Below are 17,583 nucleotides of genomic sequence, written 5' to 3' on the forward strand. Positions count from 1 at the left end.
TCCGTTGCTTTCATCGTGCACAACAAGGAATTTCTTTGCGTCGCCACTGTCCTTCCCTGGTTGCCCTGCAGGCTTTCGAGGCCGTTGCCTGCCACGGCAGTCTGACGCGCGCGGCGCAGTCGCTGCACATCAGTCAGGGTGCGGTCAGCAAACAGATCAAGCAACTGGAATCGTTCCTTAGTATCCCGCTTTTCCAAAGGCAACGCTACGGCCTGGAACTCACTGCCGCCGGCCAGCGCTATCTCGAGGAAATCGCACCGGCGCTCAGCCGCATCGAAGCCGCCACGATGGACGCCATGGCGCCGCCCGTCAAGGGCGGCGTGCTGCGCATCACGTGCATGCCCACTTTGGGCGCGAAGTGGCTCATACCAAAGCTGCCCGATTTCATGCAGCGGTGGCCCGACATCAACCTGACCTTCCTGCCCCACCGGTACGGCTACGACTTTTCGGCGCCGCAGGTCGATGCTTCCATGCGCTTTGGCGATGGTCTCTGGCCGGATTGCCAGGCGGACTATGTCGTGGGCAGGGCTATCGTGCCCGTGGCCAAGCCGGGAATCTTTCCGGTGCCGGTGACCAGCCCCGAACAGCTTGCCGCCATGCCGCTGTTGCAGCACGTGTCGGCGCCGCATGCATGGCACGATTGGATGCACGCCGTGGCGGCCCACCCCAAGCAACTGAATACAGGCCCCAGCTTCGACCAGTTTTCGCTATTGACCGAAGCCGCCATTGCCGGCCTGGGCGTAGCCCTGATACCTGCGTGCCTGATCGAAGAAGAGCTGCGCAGCGGCAAGCTGGAACAGGTCTACGACATGGCCATCCTGGATCGCCAGGGCTACTACCTGTGCTACCCGCCCGATCGCGCCCAATTACCGGAACTGCTGGTATTTCGCGCGTGGCTCCGGGAACAGGGCCTGGAAAACCAGACGCGCATGCGGCTGGCCGTCATGCATCATTGACCGGGCGGCTTCGGGCCTGGATACGGCGTGCGCGCCAACACCAGCCCATACACGGCCGCCGCCCCCACCGCCTTGAACTGCTGCGCGATACGATGCAAGGTGCTGCCTGTGGTCAAAACATCGTCGACCACGGCGATGGCGGCGCCATCGACACGCCGGGGACAGTCATACAGGTGCTGCACACTGGCGGCGCGTTCAAGCCGGGTAAGGTGAGTCTGGCGCCCGCCTTCCCGGGCACGAAGCAGCAAGCCTGGCTGGCAGTCCATATGAAGCTCGCGCGCCAGGCCGCGGGCAATTTCCGCCGCCGGATTGAAGCCTCGCGCCAGTATGGAGGCCTTGCTGGCGGGTACGGGCACCAATAGGGCGTTTTCGGGCAAACGGGGCGCCTTGTCGCGCACCGTCTCGGCCAGCATGCCTGCCAGCATGACAGCGCTGGTAAAGCGCCGACCCACTTTCAAGTGATGGATCAACAAATCGCCGGGCGGCGCGTAATCGAAGGCGGCAATGATGCGGTCGAACGCTGGCGGGCGGGCGGCGCAATCGGCACAAACGCCTTGGTCCGCCAACGCCAGGCAGCAGATCGGGCAGCGCGTCGTGTCAGAATTCATTGAACGCAAGACCGCGGCATGGCAGAACCGGCACAGCGAACCGCCACGGGCGCCGCCCTGGCACAAGCCGCAAGCACTGGGTATGCGCGCCAGGCACGCCCGGCCCGCCAGCTTGAGCCGGCGGCGCATTCCCGCAAGACGGGCATGCCCGGACTCGCACCGCGCGGACAGATCGGCCATAATAGATCCCTGATTACAATTTCGTTGCGCATGGCGAGTATCGCGGCGGCGCCCTTTCGGTATCTCAGCACGTTCCAGTTCCCTATTCCATACCTTTGCCCATAAATGTCACAGCCTCCTTCACTGCGTGTAAGTTCAGACCATGTCCGCCAACAGTTCGCCCGGCGCAGTCCGCTGGACACTGCCCAATTCCTGTACGGTGAAATCGCGCAACGGATGCTGCAGCGCTTAAGCTATATACGGATACAGCCGGTCTCCGTGCTGGATGCCGGCTGCGGGGCAGGTCATGCGCTTGAACCCTTGCGCGGCCGTTATCCTGAAATGCATTACAAAGGCCTGGACAACTGCGCGCCATTGCTGGACGCGGCGCGTCAGCGCTTCCAGGCCAAGCCGGGCTTCTGGCACAAATTGCGCAACAAGCCGACGTCGCCGGCCGAATTCATCCAGGCCGACATGGCCGAATCCGGCCTGCCCCCGGAAAGCCTGGACCTGGTCTGGTCCAACATGGCCCTGCACTGGCATCCCGAACCCCACCAGGTATTGAGCGAATGGCGGCGCATCCTGAAGCCGGGCGCCCTGGTCATGTTTTCCTGCCTTGGCCCCGGTTCGCTTGCCGAAGTGCGCCGCGCCATTGTCGACGCCGACCTGCTCACCACGACGCCGCAGTATGTAGACATGCACGACTTCGGCGACCTGCTGATCGAACGTGGTTTTTCCGACCCGGTCATGGACCAGGAAATTCTTACCCTTACGTATCGCACCCCCGAAAAACTCTTGGAAGATATCCAGGCCCTGGGCGGCAATCCCAGCCTGGACCGCAAGCGCGGCCTGTCCGGTCAGCAATGGAAGCACAGGCTGCTGGACGCGCTGGAAAGCCAGCGCCAGCTGGACGGCACCATCCACCTGACCATGGAAGTGGCCTATGGCCATGCCTGGCGCTCGGCCGGCGTGCGCGGCAGACCCGGCGAAACGCGGATCTCGGTGGGGTCGATAGGCCGCCCTGCGGGGCAGCCCTTCGCGGCCGGCCCCGGCAATAAGACGGGGCCTACCGTCAGGCCCCGCAAAACAGACGAATAATGACGATCAGAACGCCAGACTGATACCCTGGCGCGGGCCTTCAGGACGCAAGATTCTTCTTGCGTGACGACTCGATTCCCAGCTGCTTGAGCTTGCGGTACAAATGCGTGCGCTCCAGGCCGGTTTTTTCGGACACGCGCGTCATGCTGTGATTTTCGCGGCCAAGGTGATATTCGAAATAGATGCGCTCGAATTCGTCTCGCGCATCGCGCAAAGGCTGGTCCAGCGAGATGCTGCCCAACAGCGAATGATTCGGTTCAGGCGCGATATCGGCTACCGCCATGACCGGACTGCTGGTGACCAGGGGCTGGTTTGCCTCGAAGGCATGGCGTTCAACAGGCATGCGCGCATTAGTGACTTGCGATCCCCTTACCACCGGCCGCGCCAGACCCGCCGCCACCGTTTTCAGCAGCTTCTGCAGCGTAATGGGCTTTTCAAGAAAATCCACCGCGCCGATGCGCGTCGCCTCGACCGCGGTATCGACCGTAGCGTGCCCGCTCATCATGATCACCGGCATATCGAGCAAGCCTTGCGAGCTCCATTCCTTCAGCAAGCTGACACCGTCGGTGTCGGGCATCCAAATATCCAGCAGGACAAGGTCCGGCCGTGCGCGCAAACGCGCCGCGCGCGCCTGCGCGGCGTTTTCAGCAAGTTCTATTGTGTGTCCTTCGTCGTAAAGAATCTCGGACAAGAGCTCACGGATACCAATTTCGTCGTCAACAACCAGGATTCTGGCCATAAAGCGTCACCTACCTATTTTTTCGCATTATCGTTCCCTTGCGTAGCTACGTCCAGCGACGCAGCATCGACAAGGCGCGTCAAGAGGATGGAAATGCGAGCTCCCCCTTCACGGCGGTTGGAAATGTCTATTCGTCCGCCATGCTCCTCGATGATCTTCTTAACTATAGCAAGTCCCAGTCCGGTGCCGGTCGCCTTGGTGGTGACATAAGGCTCGAACACACGTGCCAACACTTGCGGTGCAAAACCGGGACCATTATCGGACACCGTAAGACGCACTGCCAAATGCTCGGCGCCGTCGTCGGTTCCTGTCTTGGTCAACCTAGTCTGCACATAAATGCGCGCGTCGGCAAGTGGATGGCTTAGAAGGGCCGCATCACGCGCATTGGCAAGCAGATTATGAATCACCTGGCGCAACTGCGTCATGTCGCCTTCGATGGCCGGCACCTCGGGATCAAACTCCACGGCGATGGGTACGCTCCCGCCCGCTTCACGAACCGCCCCGCCGGCGGGATCCCAACCATACAAGCCCAGCACTTCGCCGATCAGGTTGTTGATATTGATCTGCTGCATCTGTGCCGGCGGTGTGCGCGCATACTCGCGAAAATCGTCCACCATTTTCTTGAGCGAGGCCACCTGGTTCACGATGGTATTCGTCGAACGGGTCAGAATTGCCGAATCGGTTTCATTCAGGTGCCCGGCCAATTTCATGGCAAGGCGCTCGGCCGATAATTGAATGGGCGTCAGCGGATTCTTGATTTCGTGCGCCAGCCGTCGCGCGACCTCGCCCCAGGCCACGGTGCGATTGGCCGAAATCACTTCGCTGATATCGTCGAACACCACCAGGTAGCCGTTGCCGCGCCCGTCCACGCTCAGATGCGTGCCGCGCGCCAGCAAGGTCACGATGTGTTTCTTGGTTTCGTTGTCGACGGCCGCCTCGAGCTCCAGCTCGAACTGCTGTTGCCAGTACAGCTTTTCCGAGCCCACCGCGGTATGCGCGGCAAATGCCTGCCGTATCAGCTGCGACAACGCAAAGGCGCCGTCCACGGTTTCAAGCGGACGGCCTTTCACCGAGCGCAGGTCGACGCGAAGTATGCTCTGCGCGCCCTGGTTGAACATGGTCACGCGGAACATCTCGTCGAAGACCAGCACACCCGACGAAAGATTGCTGAGCACCGATTCGAGATACACGTTCGATCGCTCAAGCTGCTGGCGGTTGTTCTCGACCATATGCCGCGCCTCGTCCAGTTGACGCGTCATGGCGTTGAACGAACGCGTCAGTTGGCCGATCTCGTCTTTCTCCGGCGGTTCTGGCAGCGGCCGGTAGTCGCCCACGCCCACGGCCTGCGTGCCGGCCGCAAGCGTCAGCAAGGGCCGCACCAGCCGCCTGGACACCCCCAGGGCCACCGCCACCGCCGCGAACACCGCAAAGATCAGTGCCAGGGTCAGGGTGATGCCATACAGCTTGCGCAGCCCCAGGCGCGACAGGGCCAGTTCCTGGTAATCGCGAAAGCCCTGCTGCACCTGGTTGGCATTGCGCGCAATCTGGTCGGGCACCGGTTGGATGACCTGCAGCCAGCGCGTGTCTGAGGCCACACCCAGCGTGGTCGTCAGCCGGTCGGGCGTGACGATCGGCGTGACGACCCGCAAGTGCAGGCCGGTATCATCCGGCGCGTCGGGATCGGTGCCGGCGGTACGGATTTCGTCCGTCTCGGCGGCGGAGTAGCCGCGGGAAACCCGCAACTGGTTCATCACGCTGGATGGCGGGAGATCGGGCAGCAATTGTCCATAGGCGGCCGATGAAAACGCCACCAGCCGGCCATTGCCGGTAAACACCAGCGCTTCGGATACATCACTGCCTTCGCGCAGGCGGGTGATGGCCATGGCCATATCGGCATCGCTGCCACTGCCCAGGCGGTTGGCCATATCCCTGGCGCGTGAATTCAAGTCGGCAAGTTGTGAATCGAGCGCGGCCCGGCCAAGGTTGAGTCCTGCCTCCAGCGCGCTGTCGACCCGCACGTTGAACCAGGATTCGATGGACTTGGACATGAATTGCACGGACAGTACGTAAATGAAGGCGCCGGGCAATACCCCGATCAGCGTGAAATACAAGGCGAAGCGGGCAGTAAGGCGGGCGCCGAACTGGCGCCGGCGTATTTGTCGCAGCAGCCGCGCGGCCAGTATGGCCACCCACGAAATCAGCGCGACGGCCAGTATGCCGTTGAGTATCAGCAAGGCTTCGTATTGCTGGGCATACCGCGACGCATTGCCGGTGGACCACACCAGCAATGCGAGCAGCGCCAGCGCGCTGCATGCAGCGACGAACAGGGCCACCCGCAAGCCCCAGCGTACTAAGGTCGGGGCTCGTCGAGCGAGATTGAAAAAGTGAAATTTTTCCATGGGGTAGCAAGAGACCACGCACTGCTGTTAAAGGCATCGACCTGAAATGGGCGTGCCAGCAGCGATGTGTTCAGACGCAATCGCAGCTTTCCTTCGTAGAGCTCATCGGTTTCCAGGTCCTTGATATCGGCCACGGCCCAGCCGCGTATATTGCGCAGCAACGACAGGGCATCGTCCAGCGACGACTCGGGCAAGGACAAATCACCCGACCCCACGCGCCACTGGCGGGTCAGGGCGTTGTAGACCACGCGCCAGGTTTTTTGTTCGCTGATCACTGCCTTGTCGAACCACCACCAGCGCTTGGACACGACTTCCAGGTCGGCGGTGAAATAAATGGGAACCCCCTTCTGCGCGGCGTTACGCAGATCGCCACTGACGGCGAATTCAATGTCGGCGTCGATATACAACTTGCCCTCGCGCACGATGGGTTCAACGCGCGCCACGCGCTCGGCTTGCGGCTGCGCGCTGGTGTCAACGACGGCGACCAGCGACAGACACAGGAATACAGACAGCAAGAGTCGTAGCATTACCACTCAGCGATACCCTATAAGAGGAAAATCCATCCGTTATTTTTGACGACTCATGTTTTCTTGGCAAACAAGGCGTAGAAAAAACCGTCGCAAGACAGCAATGGGTCTTTCGCCAACGGCAGCAACTGTCCCGGCGCGCGTTTGCGAACCGCGTCCGCGTGGCGTTCCGTGAAGTGCGACGCCTGTTGTTCGCCTTCCTGGGGAAAGATGGAGCATGTTGCATACAGCAAATGCCCTCCCGGCTTCACAGTGTGCCACAAGGCGTCGACGATGCCGGCCTGCAAGGCCGCTGTACTGGCAATGTCGGTCTCGCGGCGCAACCAGCGGATATCCGGATGGCGGCGCACCACCCCCGATGCGGTGCACGGCACGTCGGCCAATACTGCATCAAAATGGCGCCCGTCCCACCATGCGTCCAGATCCATGGCATCCGCACAGCGCAGGCTTACATTGGCGCCGCCCAGGCCCAGGCGTTGAAGATTCTGTTCGACCCGTTCCAGTCGCAATGCGTCGGAATCCAGTGCCAGCAGCTCAATGTCGGCGCGCTCCAGCAAATGAGCCATCTTGCCGCCCGGCGCGGCGCAGGCGTCCAACACGCGCATGCCGGGTTCAATGGGAAGCAGCTGTGCGGCCTGCTGGGCGGCAAGGTCCTGCACCGACCACCAGCCCTGCTCGAATCCCGGCACCGACTGGACCGGACGTGGCGTGGAAAGAACAATCGCCCCCGGGGCGGGCGACAGGGCCTGAATGCCGGCCGCATCCAGTTCGACAAGCATCTTTTCGACCGACGAACGCCTGGCATTCACCCGCAGCGTCATAGGGCCGGGACGGTTGGCGGCCGACAACAGTTCCTGCCATTGAGCCGGGTAAGCACGGCGCACCTGGGCGATCCACCACTTGGGATGATTGAAAACCGCTACCGGGTTTTGCCGGGCCTGGGCTAAAATAGCGCTTCTTTCCCGAATAAAGCCCCTTAGTGTCGCGTTGAGCAAGCCTTTATAGGACTGCATCTTGCGTTGGCCCGCCACGGCATTTACCGCCTGGTCCACCACCGTATGCACGGCGTAAACGGGTACATCGCGGCGCGCAACGTGGTCGGGCGACGCCTCGTCGGCAAATTCCACCGCGGCATCCAGCAATGCCAACGACACCAGCAGCACGGCGTCGAACAGGGCATTGGGCGGCGTGCGTTGCACCAGTATCTGTTTTATTTCACGCACCAGTCCCAGGCGCCGCATTACATGAAACGCAATGGCCTGGCTGGCGGCGCGCAGTGGCGCAGGGGTGGTCGCAAGGCTGTCGGTCAACGATGCGCCGGCCAACACGGCTTGCACGTTTTGCGCGCTGGCCAGGATGGTGTCGGACAAGGTTACGGAGTTACGAAGAGGTTGGGAAGAAATATCGGTCACAAGGCAAAGACCTAAACAGGATTTGCTCTCGACTTTATCATCAATTGGCCAATGGCCCCGCGGCAGCACCCCCTGAAGCCGCTAAAATTCTTTTTCTTTATCGAGCCTGCGGCTCAACGAGGTTATACATACATGAGTTCCCCAAAAGTCGGCTTTGTCAGTCTGGGATGCCCCAAAGCGTTGGTTGACTCCGAACGCATTCTGACGCAACTGCGCACTGAAGGCTATATCATCACGCCCGATTACGACAATGCCGACGTCGTGGTGGTCAACACCTGCGGCTTCATCGACAGCGCCAAGGCCGAATCGCTGGATGCCATCGGCGAAGCCATAGCCGAGAACGGCAAGGTCATCGTCACCGGCTGCATGGGTGTCGACGAATCGCTGATCCGTGAAATCCACCCGGCGGTGCTTTCCGTGACCGGCCCGCAGCAGTACGAGCAAGTGGTGCGCGCCGTGCACGAAGCCGCGCCGCCAAATCTTAATCACGACCCGTATATCGACCTGGTGCCGCCCCAGGGCATCAAGCTGACCCCGCGCCACTACGCCTATCTGAAAATATCCGAAGGATGCAACCACCGCTGCAGCTTCTGCATTATTCCGTCGATGCGCGGCGACCTGGTCAGCCGCCCGATCGGCGACGTCATGGGCGAAGCCGAGCGCCTGGTCAAGGCCGGCGTCAAGGAACTGCTGGTCATCTCACAGGACACCAGCGCCTATGGCGTGGACGTCAAGTTCCGCAGCGGTTTCTGGAACGGCCGTCCCATCAAGACCCACATGACGCAGCTTAGCGAAGCCTTGTCCGAATTCGGCGTATGGACGCGGCTGCACTACGTCTATCCCTATCCGCATGTGGACGAAATCATTCCCCTGATGGCCGACGGCAAGATTTTGCCCTATCTGGACATCCCCTTCCAGCATGCCAGCCCCCGGATCCTGAAACTCATGAAGCGCCCGGCCTTCGAAGATCGCACCATGGCGCGCATCAAGCGCTGGCGCGAAGCCTGTCCGGACTTGACCCTGCGCTCAACCTTCATCGTGGGATTCCCTGGCGAAACCGAAGAAGAATTCCAGTACCTGCTGGACTGGATGACCGAGGCTCAGCTGGACCGCGTGGGCTGCTTCCAGTACTCACCCGTGCAGGGCGCGCGGGCCAACGACCTGCCCGACCACGTGCCGGACGAGGTCAAGCAGGAACGCTGGGACCGCTTCATGGCACACCAGCAGGCCATTTCCACGGCCCGCCTGGCGCAGAAAGTCGGCCGCGACATCGACGTATTGATCGATGAAGTCAATGAAGACGGCGCCATCGGACGATCCAGCGCCGATGCACCCGAAATCGACGGCAATGTCTTCGTGGATAGCGAACGCGTGCTCAAGCCCGGCGACATGGTGCGCGCACGCGTCACTGATTCGGACGAGTACGACCTGTATGCCAAGGCCTGAGGGGCAGTGCCATGTGGCATCGCCTTACACGCTGGAAACCATGAAAACTGCCAACAATACGCCCGCGCTCAATCCCACGCGCTTATGGGAGCGCGTCGATGCCCTTGCCCAATACACCGTCGCCGGCCAGCCCTGGACACGCCGCGCCTTTTCCGACCTGTTCCTGCAAGCAAGGGCCTGGCTGACCACGCAATTCGAAGCCGCCGGGCTGACCGTTCACCTGGATGCCGCCGGTAACCTGGTGGGACGGCGCGAAGGCCGCAACCCCAACGCCAAGCCCATCGTCACCGGATCACATTGCGATACCGTCCTGAGCGGCGGGCGCTTTGACGGCATCATAGGCGTGCTCGCCGGCATCGAAGTCGCTCACGCCCTGCACGAACAAGGCGTCATCCTGGACCACCCCTTCGAAGTCATCGACTTCCTGTCCGAAGAACCCAGCGACTACGGCATTTCCTGCGTCGGCAGCCGTGCGATCGCCGGGCTGCTGGACGAAACCATGCTGAATGCGCGCGACCAAACAGGTGAAACGCTGGCCGCGGGCATAGCACGCGTGGGCGGTAACCCTCCCGCGCTGTCCATGCCCTTGCGCCCCACCGGCAGCACGGCCGCATTCGTCGAACTGCACATCGAACAGGGGCCGGTGCTCGAAACCAAGGGCTTGCCCATTGGCATCGTCACGAATATCGTCGGCATCCGGCGTTACAAGGTCATGATCGACGGCCAGCCCGACCATGCCGGCACCACGCCCATGAACATCCGCCGCGATGCGCTGGTGGGCGCGGCCCGCGTCATCGAAGTCGTCAATGGCCATGCACGCAGCATGCTGGACGGCCCGGACTATGTCGTGGCAACCATCGGACACCTGGTGCTTACGCCCAATGCGTCGAACGCGGTGCCCGGCCATGTCGAGATGATGCTGGAAGTGCGCAGCGACAGCCCGGCCGTCCTGCGAACCTTTGCCGACGACGTCATGTCGGGGGTACGCGACAGGGTCGAATCCCTGGGCTTGCAGCTGGTCTGCACACAAGTCAGTGATTCCCTGCCGACCCACTGCACACCCTTCATGGTGGACCTGATCGAACAAGCCGCCACAAACCTGGGTTATGCCTGCCTGCGCATGCCCAGCGGCGCCGGGCACGATGCCGTCTACCTGGCCAAGACAGGTCCCATGGGGATGATTTTCATACCCTGCCTGAAAGGTCGCAGCCACTGTCCCGAAGAATGGATAGAACCCCGGCAACTGCTGGACGGCACACGCGTCCTCTATGAAACCGTAATGGCGCTGGACCGCAGCCTGCCGGTGAACTGAATTAGTCCCCCGGCTGCCCCAGCTCGAGGGAACCCTGGGGCGGCGTCCACCCCAGCCCAGCCCCACGGGATCTGGCCACATAAACCGCGGCATTTCGATTATGCACATCCAGGCGCTGATATAAGCCTTCTGTGTGCGCCTTCGTGGTGGCCACGGTGATATTCAAGCGGCGCGCGATGGTTTTCAAGGCATCGCCGCGGGCCAACAGCACCAGGACCTCATACTGCCGTGGCGTGAGTCCCAGCAACGACGACTCGTCGCGCGCCGCCGCCGGCAAGCAATCCGGTACATCCGGGGTCGGATCGATGGAAATCACGTCTGGCGACGATTCACTGGAGTAGACACGCGCAGGCGCTTGCAAGCGCGATGGGGGTCGGGCCGGCAATGACACCGCGACGGCCGTTGCCAGCGGCGCCGGATCCAAAAGCCAGGGAGCCGCCTTGCATCCTGCTAGAACAGCACGGATGCGAGCCAGGAAGGTCTCGGGGGCCACCGCCTTGTCGACGAATCCGACCACGATAGGCGACAGCCCGTGCATGAACGATGGCGCCGGCTCACCGTCCAGCATAAGGATGATGCCCTTGGGCGCAAAAGCACGTTCACTGGCCAGAATAAGCGAATCACGTCTTTCGGGCGACGGTATGGACAAGAATACAAGACCGCCTTGCCTGGATTCGTCGGGCGGCTGATCCAGCGCCACGTAACCCAGCCCTTCAATCATGGAATCCAGCAACACGTGCGAGAGCAATTGCACAATTCCTGTGCGCAGCATGACATTCCGCTCTAGCACTATGATCTTTACCATACTCACTCTTTTGCCGCAGCCAGTAAGCTGGCGGCAACAATTAGCATAGGGGATCGTCCCTCGAACTTTGATAATAGAGATAGATATTTGAAGTCGCAAGCGTTACGTCTGCAAACAAGGGAAAGTGCTAATAACACAACACAGCCGGTCATCAAGCGCCGGCTGTGTTGTGTCATTCTAGAATGTCCAGCGAACCGTTGCCCTGGCGCCGTGATCCTGCCGGCCAGCCGAATAACGGCCCGCATAACCGACGCCCAGGCTTACCGCCTTGGTCAGATCCGCTTGCATGGAAAGCTCCATGGACCACGCCCGACGCGTCACCGGCAGCCCTTCCGACGCGAAGACAGTCTGGCGCGCGCTATCCCGAAAATACTGATGACTGAAAGCCCGAAGGTCGCCGCCGGCATGATGCCACGCCAGTTGGCCTTGCCATTGCGCCGAACCTGCAGGCGTGTCCCACACATGGGCCGCCTGCAAACCCAGCGTAGAGAACAGCAGCGATTGTCGGGCCGGCAATACGTGGGTCGCCGCCGCCCCGCCTGATTCCACAAAACCGTCGGTTCGACCTTGTACCCACGCCATCCGCACAAAGGGACTTATCGTTGATGCCGGCGTACCCAGCGCCTTGGCAAGCCATCGCATGGGTGCGACGATCTCGCCAAAAAGCTGCATCGTCCGCCCGCGATAGTTGCCCGAGAGCGCATCGTGCAGCCCGGCCACGGCGACTTTCCTGTGGCTGTGTATCTTGTGCCAAGTGCGCGCCAGCCCCAGCGTCACATCTGTATTCCAGATCCGGGTGGCCAGCGCCAGACCAGCGTGCATGCTCTGGACCTTGGCATCGGCTACCGCAAGGCGACGCCGGCTTAGGCTTTGCTGCACGCCAAGGAAACCGCCCAGCCTCACTGCAGAACTGATAGGCCGCTCCATGCCCATGACCAATCCGCCGATATCGCGTTCGTCGGCCGGCGTACCGCCTGTGGATGCGCGGTTGGCCGACGAATAGAACGCATGCGACCAGGATGGCGATGTACCCGCGTTGCGCAGCACCGCCTCACGCACGAAGCGGCTGTCTTCCAGCAAGCCTGAACGCACAGAAGCCGTCCAATTTCCCGACAACTGATTGAAAGCAACGCTGGCCTGCGGCTTGTCCATCACCACAATGCGATCATGCAACTGCTGGTTGTCTTTTTGCGGGGCCGGGGACACATTCTCATCGACCACATCCGCGACGTCATCCTCGGTCGGGGTTTCGCCGCCTTCACCCAGCGGCGTGCCGTTACGATCCAGGCGAAGCCGCACCGTGGTGTCGTCGTAACTGAGCGTTGGCGTCAAGAAAGCCAGGTTCGTTGCCACCGACGCAAAACGCGTCCCCTGGAAACCGTCGGTCGCCTGCAGTATTGAATAACTTGTACTGGGCTGCCAGTCACCGTCGCCGGCGCGCGTCATCACATGACCGTCCAGCAAGGCCGTACCGGCCACCAACACCGAATCGGCCGGGCCCGCCGCCGTCGCATCCACTTCAAAAATGGCGCCGGGCTGAAACTCCAATTTTTCCGTCACGGTAAAAGCCGCCGTGTGACCCGTGCCGCTGCCGGGCGACAACACGCCTGCTGCATGGATGATCGCCTGGCGAACCGTGCCGCTGCCCTCCAGACGCGCATTGCTGTTGACCCGCACCGTGCCAGCCAGATGCCAATCCACGTCCAGCGCGCCCTCGTTGACCGTAACGAAAGACGGGAAGCTTGCAATGCCGGTATAACGCAGCGTGCCAGGGCCAAGTTTCACGACAGGTATTGATCCCACCATATTGCCGGCCTGCACCGCCACACCCGAATCCACGCGCCATTGCACACTATCGGCCAGCGCCCATGACGCCGGGTCCGTAGACCCGTCGGGCGCCGCCGTATTGTCGCCGCGCAGATGCAATTGATTGAAAACCGTGGCGCCGGGTGCATAGCTGAGGACGCTGCCCTGGTACGCCAGCAAGGCGTTGGTGCGTTTGCCCAAGGCATCGCTGCCCGCAATATGCAGCGTACCATCGCGCAACTGGGTGTTGCCATGGAAAGTATTGAGCCCGGACAAGGCCAACCGCCCCGGCCCCAGCTTTTCCAGGCCCGCGGTCGAGCCATTGACGCTGGACACCACCCCGCTTAAATGCAAGCCCGTATCGCCCTTTACATGTATGGCGGCCACCGCGTCATCGATCCGTACCCCGCGCGCGGATTCAAAGCTGCCACCGATATACAAGGTGCTGTCGGACAAAAGAAAAGGCGCATCGGGGGGACCCCACTGCGCCTCGTCGTGTATCCATTCCTGCCCTGGCGATGGGGGTGACCACAAGACCCCGGACAGGAAGGCGAGCGCCGTCATCTTCTTCATGCCACCCACCAGGGTGGCGCCTACGATCATCCTTCCATGCTTGGTACTACTGACATCCAACAGCAACAGCGGAACATTCTGAAACTTCATAGCGTTCTCCGGTTGATGAATATGTCACGGACGTGACAAGCCGGATTATGTAACTAAAAGATTCATCCAGTCGTGGATAACCATTTACCCGTTAAGGTTTCGCGATTCACGTACGCTACCCCCAATACTTCCGATGCATGCTGAAACCACGTCGCAAGCGCAGCGGCAGCCGCGTATAGCTTTTCCCCAGCTTATAGCCAAGTATCTTCAGGAAATTATGCACGCAAGCCCTCGGCAGCCAAGCCGGGGCACGGCTCACCAGATAACGAAACTCCGACATCAGAAAGCGCTTTCCTTCGCCACCCGCTCCGCCAAATTCTCGTCCAATCCAAGCTTCATCATGGTGAAAAACGCCAATATCGAAGTAGCGTCGAAATTCTTCCAAGGGCGTGTAGTTATGCGAGTGCAATACTGTCGCATCCGCCACATAGGCAACCTTATGACCGGCCATCACCGCCTTTGCAGCGAAATACATGTCTTCGCTGAGTATGCTCTTCTCGGGAAAGCCCCCCAGGTCCTTGAAGACCGACATACGGTAGGCCGCAAACGAATTGGACGCGAAAACTGCCTTCAGCCCCATGGACCGGCCGTCATCCTTGCCGACGATGTAGCCGCGTTCGCGGTAATTGAAAGACCGCGCGTGCGCGGCAATAGGATTGGCGTCTGCATGAGGAAGCTGACGGCCATACGCCACCGCCACGGCCGGATCGCTGAACGCGCATAGCAATTCCCGCAACGATGCGTCGGAAGCCAGAATCGCGTCTTGCGTCAAGAAAACGACAACGTCGGGTTCGCCACCCAGGCCGGCGCAGGCCGTATTGCGTGTGCCGGCATGATTGAAGTCTCGCGGGTCTATGCGCTGCAGCGCGAAACCGCCAGCTTGCGCCACGGCCGCCGTGTCATCGGTAGACGAAGAATCCACCACCAGAATGCCCGCCACCTGCGGGGTTCGAGCACAGGCGGCCTGCAAGGCATGTGCGCACGCTTTCCAGACCGTGCCTCCGTTGTAGGTGGGAATAATGACGTGCGCGCGCAACGGCGTACATTCACTCATGCGCAGGGTCCAGACATAAACCGATCACGGCTGCCCATTGAAAAAACCTTTATATATCGTCTGGGAAATGATCTTCAAGTCCAACCCCAAGGACCAGTTGTTGATATACCAAAGATCGTATTCAACACGCTTTTCCATTTTCTCCAGCGTATCGGTTTCGCCACGAAAGCCATTGACCTGCGCCCATCCCGTAATGCCAGGCTTCACCTTGTGGCGCTGCATATAGGATTCGACCTGGTCTTTATAGTGTTCGTTATGCGACAAGGCATGAGGCCTTGGCCCCACAATTGACATACGTCCTTGCAACACATTGTAAAACTGAGGGAGCTCATCCAAGCTGGTACGGCGCAGAAATGCGCCCAGTTTCGTAATGCGCGGGTCGCCGTAATGCGCCTGGGTAATCAGATTCGTGCCCTCCTCGTGCACCTCCATGGACCTGAACTTGTATACCTTGAAGCGACGGCCATTGATGCCAGTGCGATACTGCTTGAAGATGACAGGACCGGTCGACGTACACTTGATGGCGATGGCGATCACCACGCAAACCGGTACGACCCCTATGGATATGATGGATCCCAATATCAAGTCTTCAAGCCGCTTGATCAGTCTGGCCGGACCCTCCATAGGGCTCCGGCTGATGTCCAGCGCATACAGGCCCGCTATCTCGCTGACACGGTGATTCAACAGTGGCAAGTCACCCAGATCGGGAAGGTAGCGAATATCGACCGTCTGGTGGCGCAAGGCATACAGAATCGTCTTGATGGACTCCCCCTCGTGCAAGGGCAGGCAAAGCCACACTTCGTGGACGCCTGTTTCAACGACCTCGCCAACCAGGCGGTCCATCCAGGCCTGGCTGTTTTCCAGCGGCAAGGTTTTGGCGACCTGGTAACCATATTCGGAAAGCTCACCCCGTTTGGCCCTGAGGTTACCCGCCGAGTTGCCCGCCTCTACAATCAATGCCCGCTTGAGGTTGCGCCCCCTCGTCCGCACGCGGCGCAACAGCAGAAAGATAAGAAAGCGGAACATCGTGATCAGCAAGACGGCAGCGGCCAAGGTGCTGACCAGCCAGATGCGCGAATAGGTTTCCGAAACCTTAAGGAACACCGCCAAGCTGGTGACCATGGCCAGCGCCAACAGCCACGCCGTGTAGACCCGGCCAAGCTGCCAGAAAAAATGTCTGCCGCGCCAGGATGAATAGTTACCGAGAAGTATCTGGCAAAGCACCACCGTCAAGGCAATGATGAAAGTCGCCGCCAGGTAGTGCTCCAGCATGTACCAGTCGCCGAAACGCAGGTGGTGGGCAATGTAGCTGCCGGCAACGATCAATATGAATTCCATCACCGCGGCCAGGAACGCAAGGGGGTAGCGTTCGGCTAGGAGAGGGATGGAATGTGAAGTGGGCTTCATGAAGCGGCTAAGGTGACCAAAGTGAAAATCAGATGTGATAGCCAGAGATTGTAGTCCGCCCACGCATTACAGGCACTAATCTGCTACGTATCGGTCACCGAATAGCCAACATGATCTTCCTGAGAAAAAAAGAAATGATATTCAGATCCGGCAGAAAATGCTTAGCCATCATGTAATTGGCCCAAAATTCTTGTCGGTAACGGCGGAATCCCAATATCTTTCGGAAGATTACACCCACACCCCACTGCCTTGCGCCCACAACATTGCCCGAATGTTGCCGGTACAGGATAGTCGCGGAATGCAGTGGTATCAGCTTTCCCTTGCCCTGCAAAATTTTTAGACCACACCACCAATCGTGCATGACGGCGACCTCCGGGACAGGAAGGCAGACAGAAAGCGCCGATTTGTTCATAAGCAGCGTGCAGCCCGTTATACAGTTGCGAACGGCCAGATTCTCGATAGAAGCGACCAAACGCTGGGGCCGAAGGTTCTGAAACGCCCAGAACGACGGCGCGACGACCTCAAGCTCTTCGTCCACCACCACAAGGTCGGTAAAAACGGCCACGGGCATGTGCTTACCCAACCGTTTTTCTTCCGCCATCAAGAGGTCCATGGAGTGTTGAACTTTATTCGGCAACCATATATCGTCCTGATCGGCCAGCATAACGTAGCCGGCGGTGGCATGCCCCATCAAGTGAGCAAAATTGTGCTTTGCGCTACCATGCGCTATGCCATCATCCATTAGGGTGATTTGCTTGGGAAAGCGCAAAGCATAATCACGGACCAGCTGTACCGTGCCATCGCTGGAACCGTCATCGTGGATGACAAGGCGCCAATTCCTATAGCTTTGAGCCAATATCGACTCGATTTGGGCCGCTAAAAAGGGCGCGCCGTTGTATGTTGCCATTAAAATTTCGACCAGCGGCGCTTGCATCCTGCTCCCGTACTTCTGACTTGTAGCGTTTTGTATGCAAAGCAGGTTCAACTTTCTAGTGTAAACCCTAATATAATACCCGTCGCATTAGCACAATTCAGCGAAATGTTACAATCTCGCGCCTTCATTATGCGTTCAACAGGTATCTTATAAGCCGTTGCATTTTATACCTGTTCATTCTGCTCGTTGCCCTGCAGACGGTATCGTTTTTACGACAGTAGCTGACAGGACAATGAATATCACTTTTATCCGCGGAAA

14 protein-coding genes are annotated in these 17,583 nt (G+C 60.0%); 4 read left to right on the plus strand and 10 right to left on the minus strand.

The window, feature by feature from the left end; all coding sequences use genetic code 11:
- Positions 1–35 precede the first annotated feature (35 nt).
- A complete protein-coding gene (locus CR155_RS18380; protein ID WP_102071486.1) occupies positions 36–956 on the plus strand; it encodes a LysR substrate-binding domain-containing protein in 921 nt (306 codons plus the stop codon).
- On the opposite strand, the gene CR155_RS18385 is transcribed toward CR155_RS18380, so the two are convergent.
- The gene (locus tag CR155_RS18385; RefSeq protein ID WP_102071487.1) at positions 950–1,744 is read right to left on the minus strand and encodes a ComF family protein; all 795 of its coding nucleotides are present in this window, start codon (positions 1,742–1,744) and stop codon (positions 950–952) included. The two genes, CR155_RS18380 and CR155_RS18385, sit on opposite strands and share 7 nt — an antisense overlap.
- A 105-nt stretch (positions 1,745–1,849) precedes the next feature.
- Between CR155_RS18385 and CR155_RS18390 the strand changes: the two genes are divergently transcribed.
- Positions 1,850–2,821 (plus strand): methyltransferase domain-containing protein, encoded by a 972-nt coding sequence (locus tag CR155_RS18390; protein WP_102071488.1) that lies wholly within the window; start codon positions 1,850–1,852, stop codon positions 2,819–2,821.
- 40 nt (positions 2,822–2,861) lie between these two features.
- On the opposite strand, the gene CR155_RS18395 is transcribed toward CR155_RS18390, so the two are convergent.
- From CR155_RS18395 to rsmB, 4 genes are read right to left on the minus strand one after another with little or no spacing between them, the layout of a single operon-like run.
- Entirely contained in the window at positions 2,862–3,560 is a 699-nt protein-coding gene (locus CR155_RS18395) for a response regulator (protein ID WP_102071489.1), read from the minus strand.
- A gap of 14 nt (positions 3,561–3,574) precedes the next feature.
- Positions 3,575–5,959: a sensor histidine kinase gene (locus tag CR155_RS18400; protein WP_102071490.1), complete on the minus strand. Its 2,385-nt coding sequence runs from the start codon at positions 5,957–5,959 to the stop codon at positions 3,575–3,577.
- Positions 5,911–6,486, minus strand: coding sequence for a DUF4390 domain-containing protein (locus CR155_RS18405; RefSeq protein ID WP_102071491.1), 576 nt, complete (start codon positions 6,484–6,486; stop codon positions 5,911–5,913). Before CR155_RS18405 ends, CR155_RS18400 begins: the two co-directional genes overlap by 49 nt.
- 53 nt (positions 6,487–6,539) lie before the next feature.
- Positions 6,540–7,889 (minus strand): 16S rRNA (cytosine(967)-C(5))-methyltransferase RsmB, encoded by a 1,350-nt coding sequence (gene rsmB, locus CR155_RS18410; protein ID WP_439650463.1) that lies wholly within the window; start codon positions 7,887–7,889, stop codon positions 6,540–6,542.
- A 141-nt stretch (positions 7,890–8,030) separates the two neighbouring features.
- On the opposite strand from rsmB, the gene rimO reads away from it, so the two are divergent.
- Together rimO and ertE are read left to right on the plus strand one after the other, a co-directional pair.
- Positions 8,031–9,344: a 30S ribosomal protein S12 methylthiotransferase RimO gene (gene rimO / locus CR155_RS18415; RefSeq protein ID WP_102071526.1), complete on the plus strand. Its 1,314-nt coding sequence runs from the start codon at positions 8,031–8,033 to the stop codon at positions 9,342–9,344.
- Between the two features lie 40 nt (positions 9,345–9,384).
- Positions 9,385–10,656, plus strand: a complete 1,272-nt coding sequence (gene ertE / locus CR155_RS18420) for an N-carbamyl-l-glutamate amidohydrolase ErtE (protein ID WP_102071493.1) — start codon at positions 9,385–9,387, stop codon at positions 10,654–10,656.
- A gap of 1 nt (position 10,657) precedes the next feature.
- Here the strand turns inward: ertE and CR155_RS18425 are convergent, their stop codons facing one another.
- The 5 genes from CR155_RS18425 to CR155_RS18445 form a co-directional block, all read right to left on the minus strand.
- A complete protein-coding gene (locus CR155_RS18425; protein ID WP_102071494.1) occupies positions 10,658–11,461 on the minus strand; it encodes a helix-turn-helix transcriptional regulator in 804 nt (267 codons plus the stop codon).
- A gap of 177 nt (positions 11,462–11,638) precedes the next feature.
- On the minus strand, positions 11,639–13,930 hold the full coding sequence (locus tag CR155_RS18430; RefSeq protein WP_102071495.1) for an autotransporter outer membrane beta-barrel domain-containing protein: 2,292 nt from the start codon (positions 13,928–13,930) through the stop codon (positions 11,639–11,641).
- A 115-nt stretch (positions 13,931–14,045) separates the two neighbouring features.
- Positions 14,046–14,984 carry a glycosyltransferase family 2 protein gene (locus tag CR155_RS18435; protein WP_233214411.1) on the minus strand — a complete coding sequence of 313 codons (939 nt, stop codon included), beginning with the start codon at positions 14,982–14,984 and terminating at the stop codon, positions 14,046–14,048.
- A 24-nt stretch (positions 14,985–15,008) separates the two neighbouring features.
- Positions 15,009–16,391, minus strand: coding sequence for an undecaprenyl-phosphate glucose phosphotransferase (locus tag CR155_RS18440; protein WP_102071496.1), 1,383 nt, complete (start codon positions 16,389–16,391; stop codon positions 15,009–15,011).
- 94 nt (positions 16,392–16,485) lie between these two features.
- The gene (locus CR155_RS18445; protein ID WP_102071497.1) at positions 16,486–17,325 is read right to left on the minus strand and encodes a glycosyltransferase family 2 protein; all 840 of its coding nucleotides are present in this window, start codon (positions 17,323–17,325) and stop codon (positions 16,486–16,488) included.
- Positions 17,326–17,583 lie beyond the last annotated feature (258 nt).

The organism is Pollutimonas nitritireducens, assembly GCF_002849615.1.
In the GTDB taxonomy this organism is placed as follows: domain Bacteria; phylum Pseudomonadota; class Gammaproteobacteria; order Burkholderiales; family Burkholderiaceae_B; genus Pollutimonas; species Pollutimonas nitritireducens.

Coding starts and splice junctions, on each gene's coding strand:
- CR155_RS18385 (WP_102071487.1), bottom strand. CDS start 1,744: ATGGCCGATCTGTCCGCGCGGTGCGAGTCCGGGCATGCCCGTCTTGCG.
- CR155_RS18390 (WP_102071488.1), top strand. CDS start 1,850: ATGTCACAGCCTCCTTCACTGCGTGTAAGTTCAGACCATGTCCGCCAA.
- CR155_RS18395 (WP_102071489.1), bottom strand. CDS start 3,560: ATGGCCAGAATCCTGGTTGTTGACGACGAAATTGGTATCCGTGAGCTC.
- CR155_RS18400 (WP_102071490.1), bottom strand. CDS start 5,959: ATGGAAAAATTTCACTTTTTCAATCTCGCTCGACGAGCCCCGACCTTA.
- CR155_RS18405 (WP_102071491.1), bottom strand. CDS start 6,486: ATGCTACGACTCTTGCTGTCTGTATTCCTGTGTCTGTCGCTGGTCGCC.
- rimO (WP_102071526.1), top strand. CDS start 8,031: ATGAGTTCCCCAAAAGTCGGCTTTGTCAGTCTGGGATGCCCCAAAGCG.
- ertE (WP_102071493.1), top strand. CDS start 9,385: ATGAAAACTGCCAACAATACGCCCGCGCTCAATCCCACGCGCTTATGG.
- CR155_RS18425 (WP_102071494.1), bottom strand. CDS start 11,461: ATGGTAAAGATCATAGTGCTAGAGCGGAATGTCATGCTGCGCACAGGA.
- CR155_RS18430 (WP_102071495.1), bottom strand. CDS start 13,930: ATGAAGTTTCAGAATGTTCCGCTGTTGCTGTTGGATGTCAGTAGTACC.
- CR155_RS18435 (WP_233214411.1), bottom strand. CDS start 14,984: ATGAGTGAATGTACGCCGTTGCGCGCGCACGTCATTATTCCCACCTAC.
- CR155_RS18440 (WP_102071496.1), bottom strand. CDS start 16,391: ATGAAGCCCACTTCACATTCCATCCCTCTCCTAGCCGAACGCTACCCC.
- CR155_RS18445 (WP_102071497.1), bottom strand. CDS start 17,325: ATGCAAGCGCCGCTGGTCGAAATTTTAATGGCAACATACAACGGCGCG.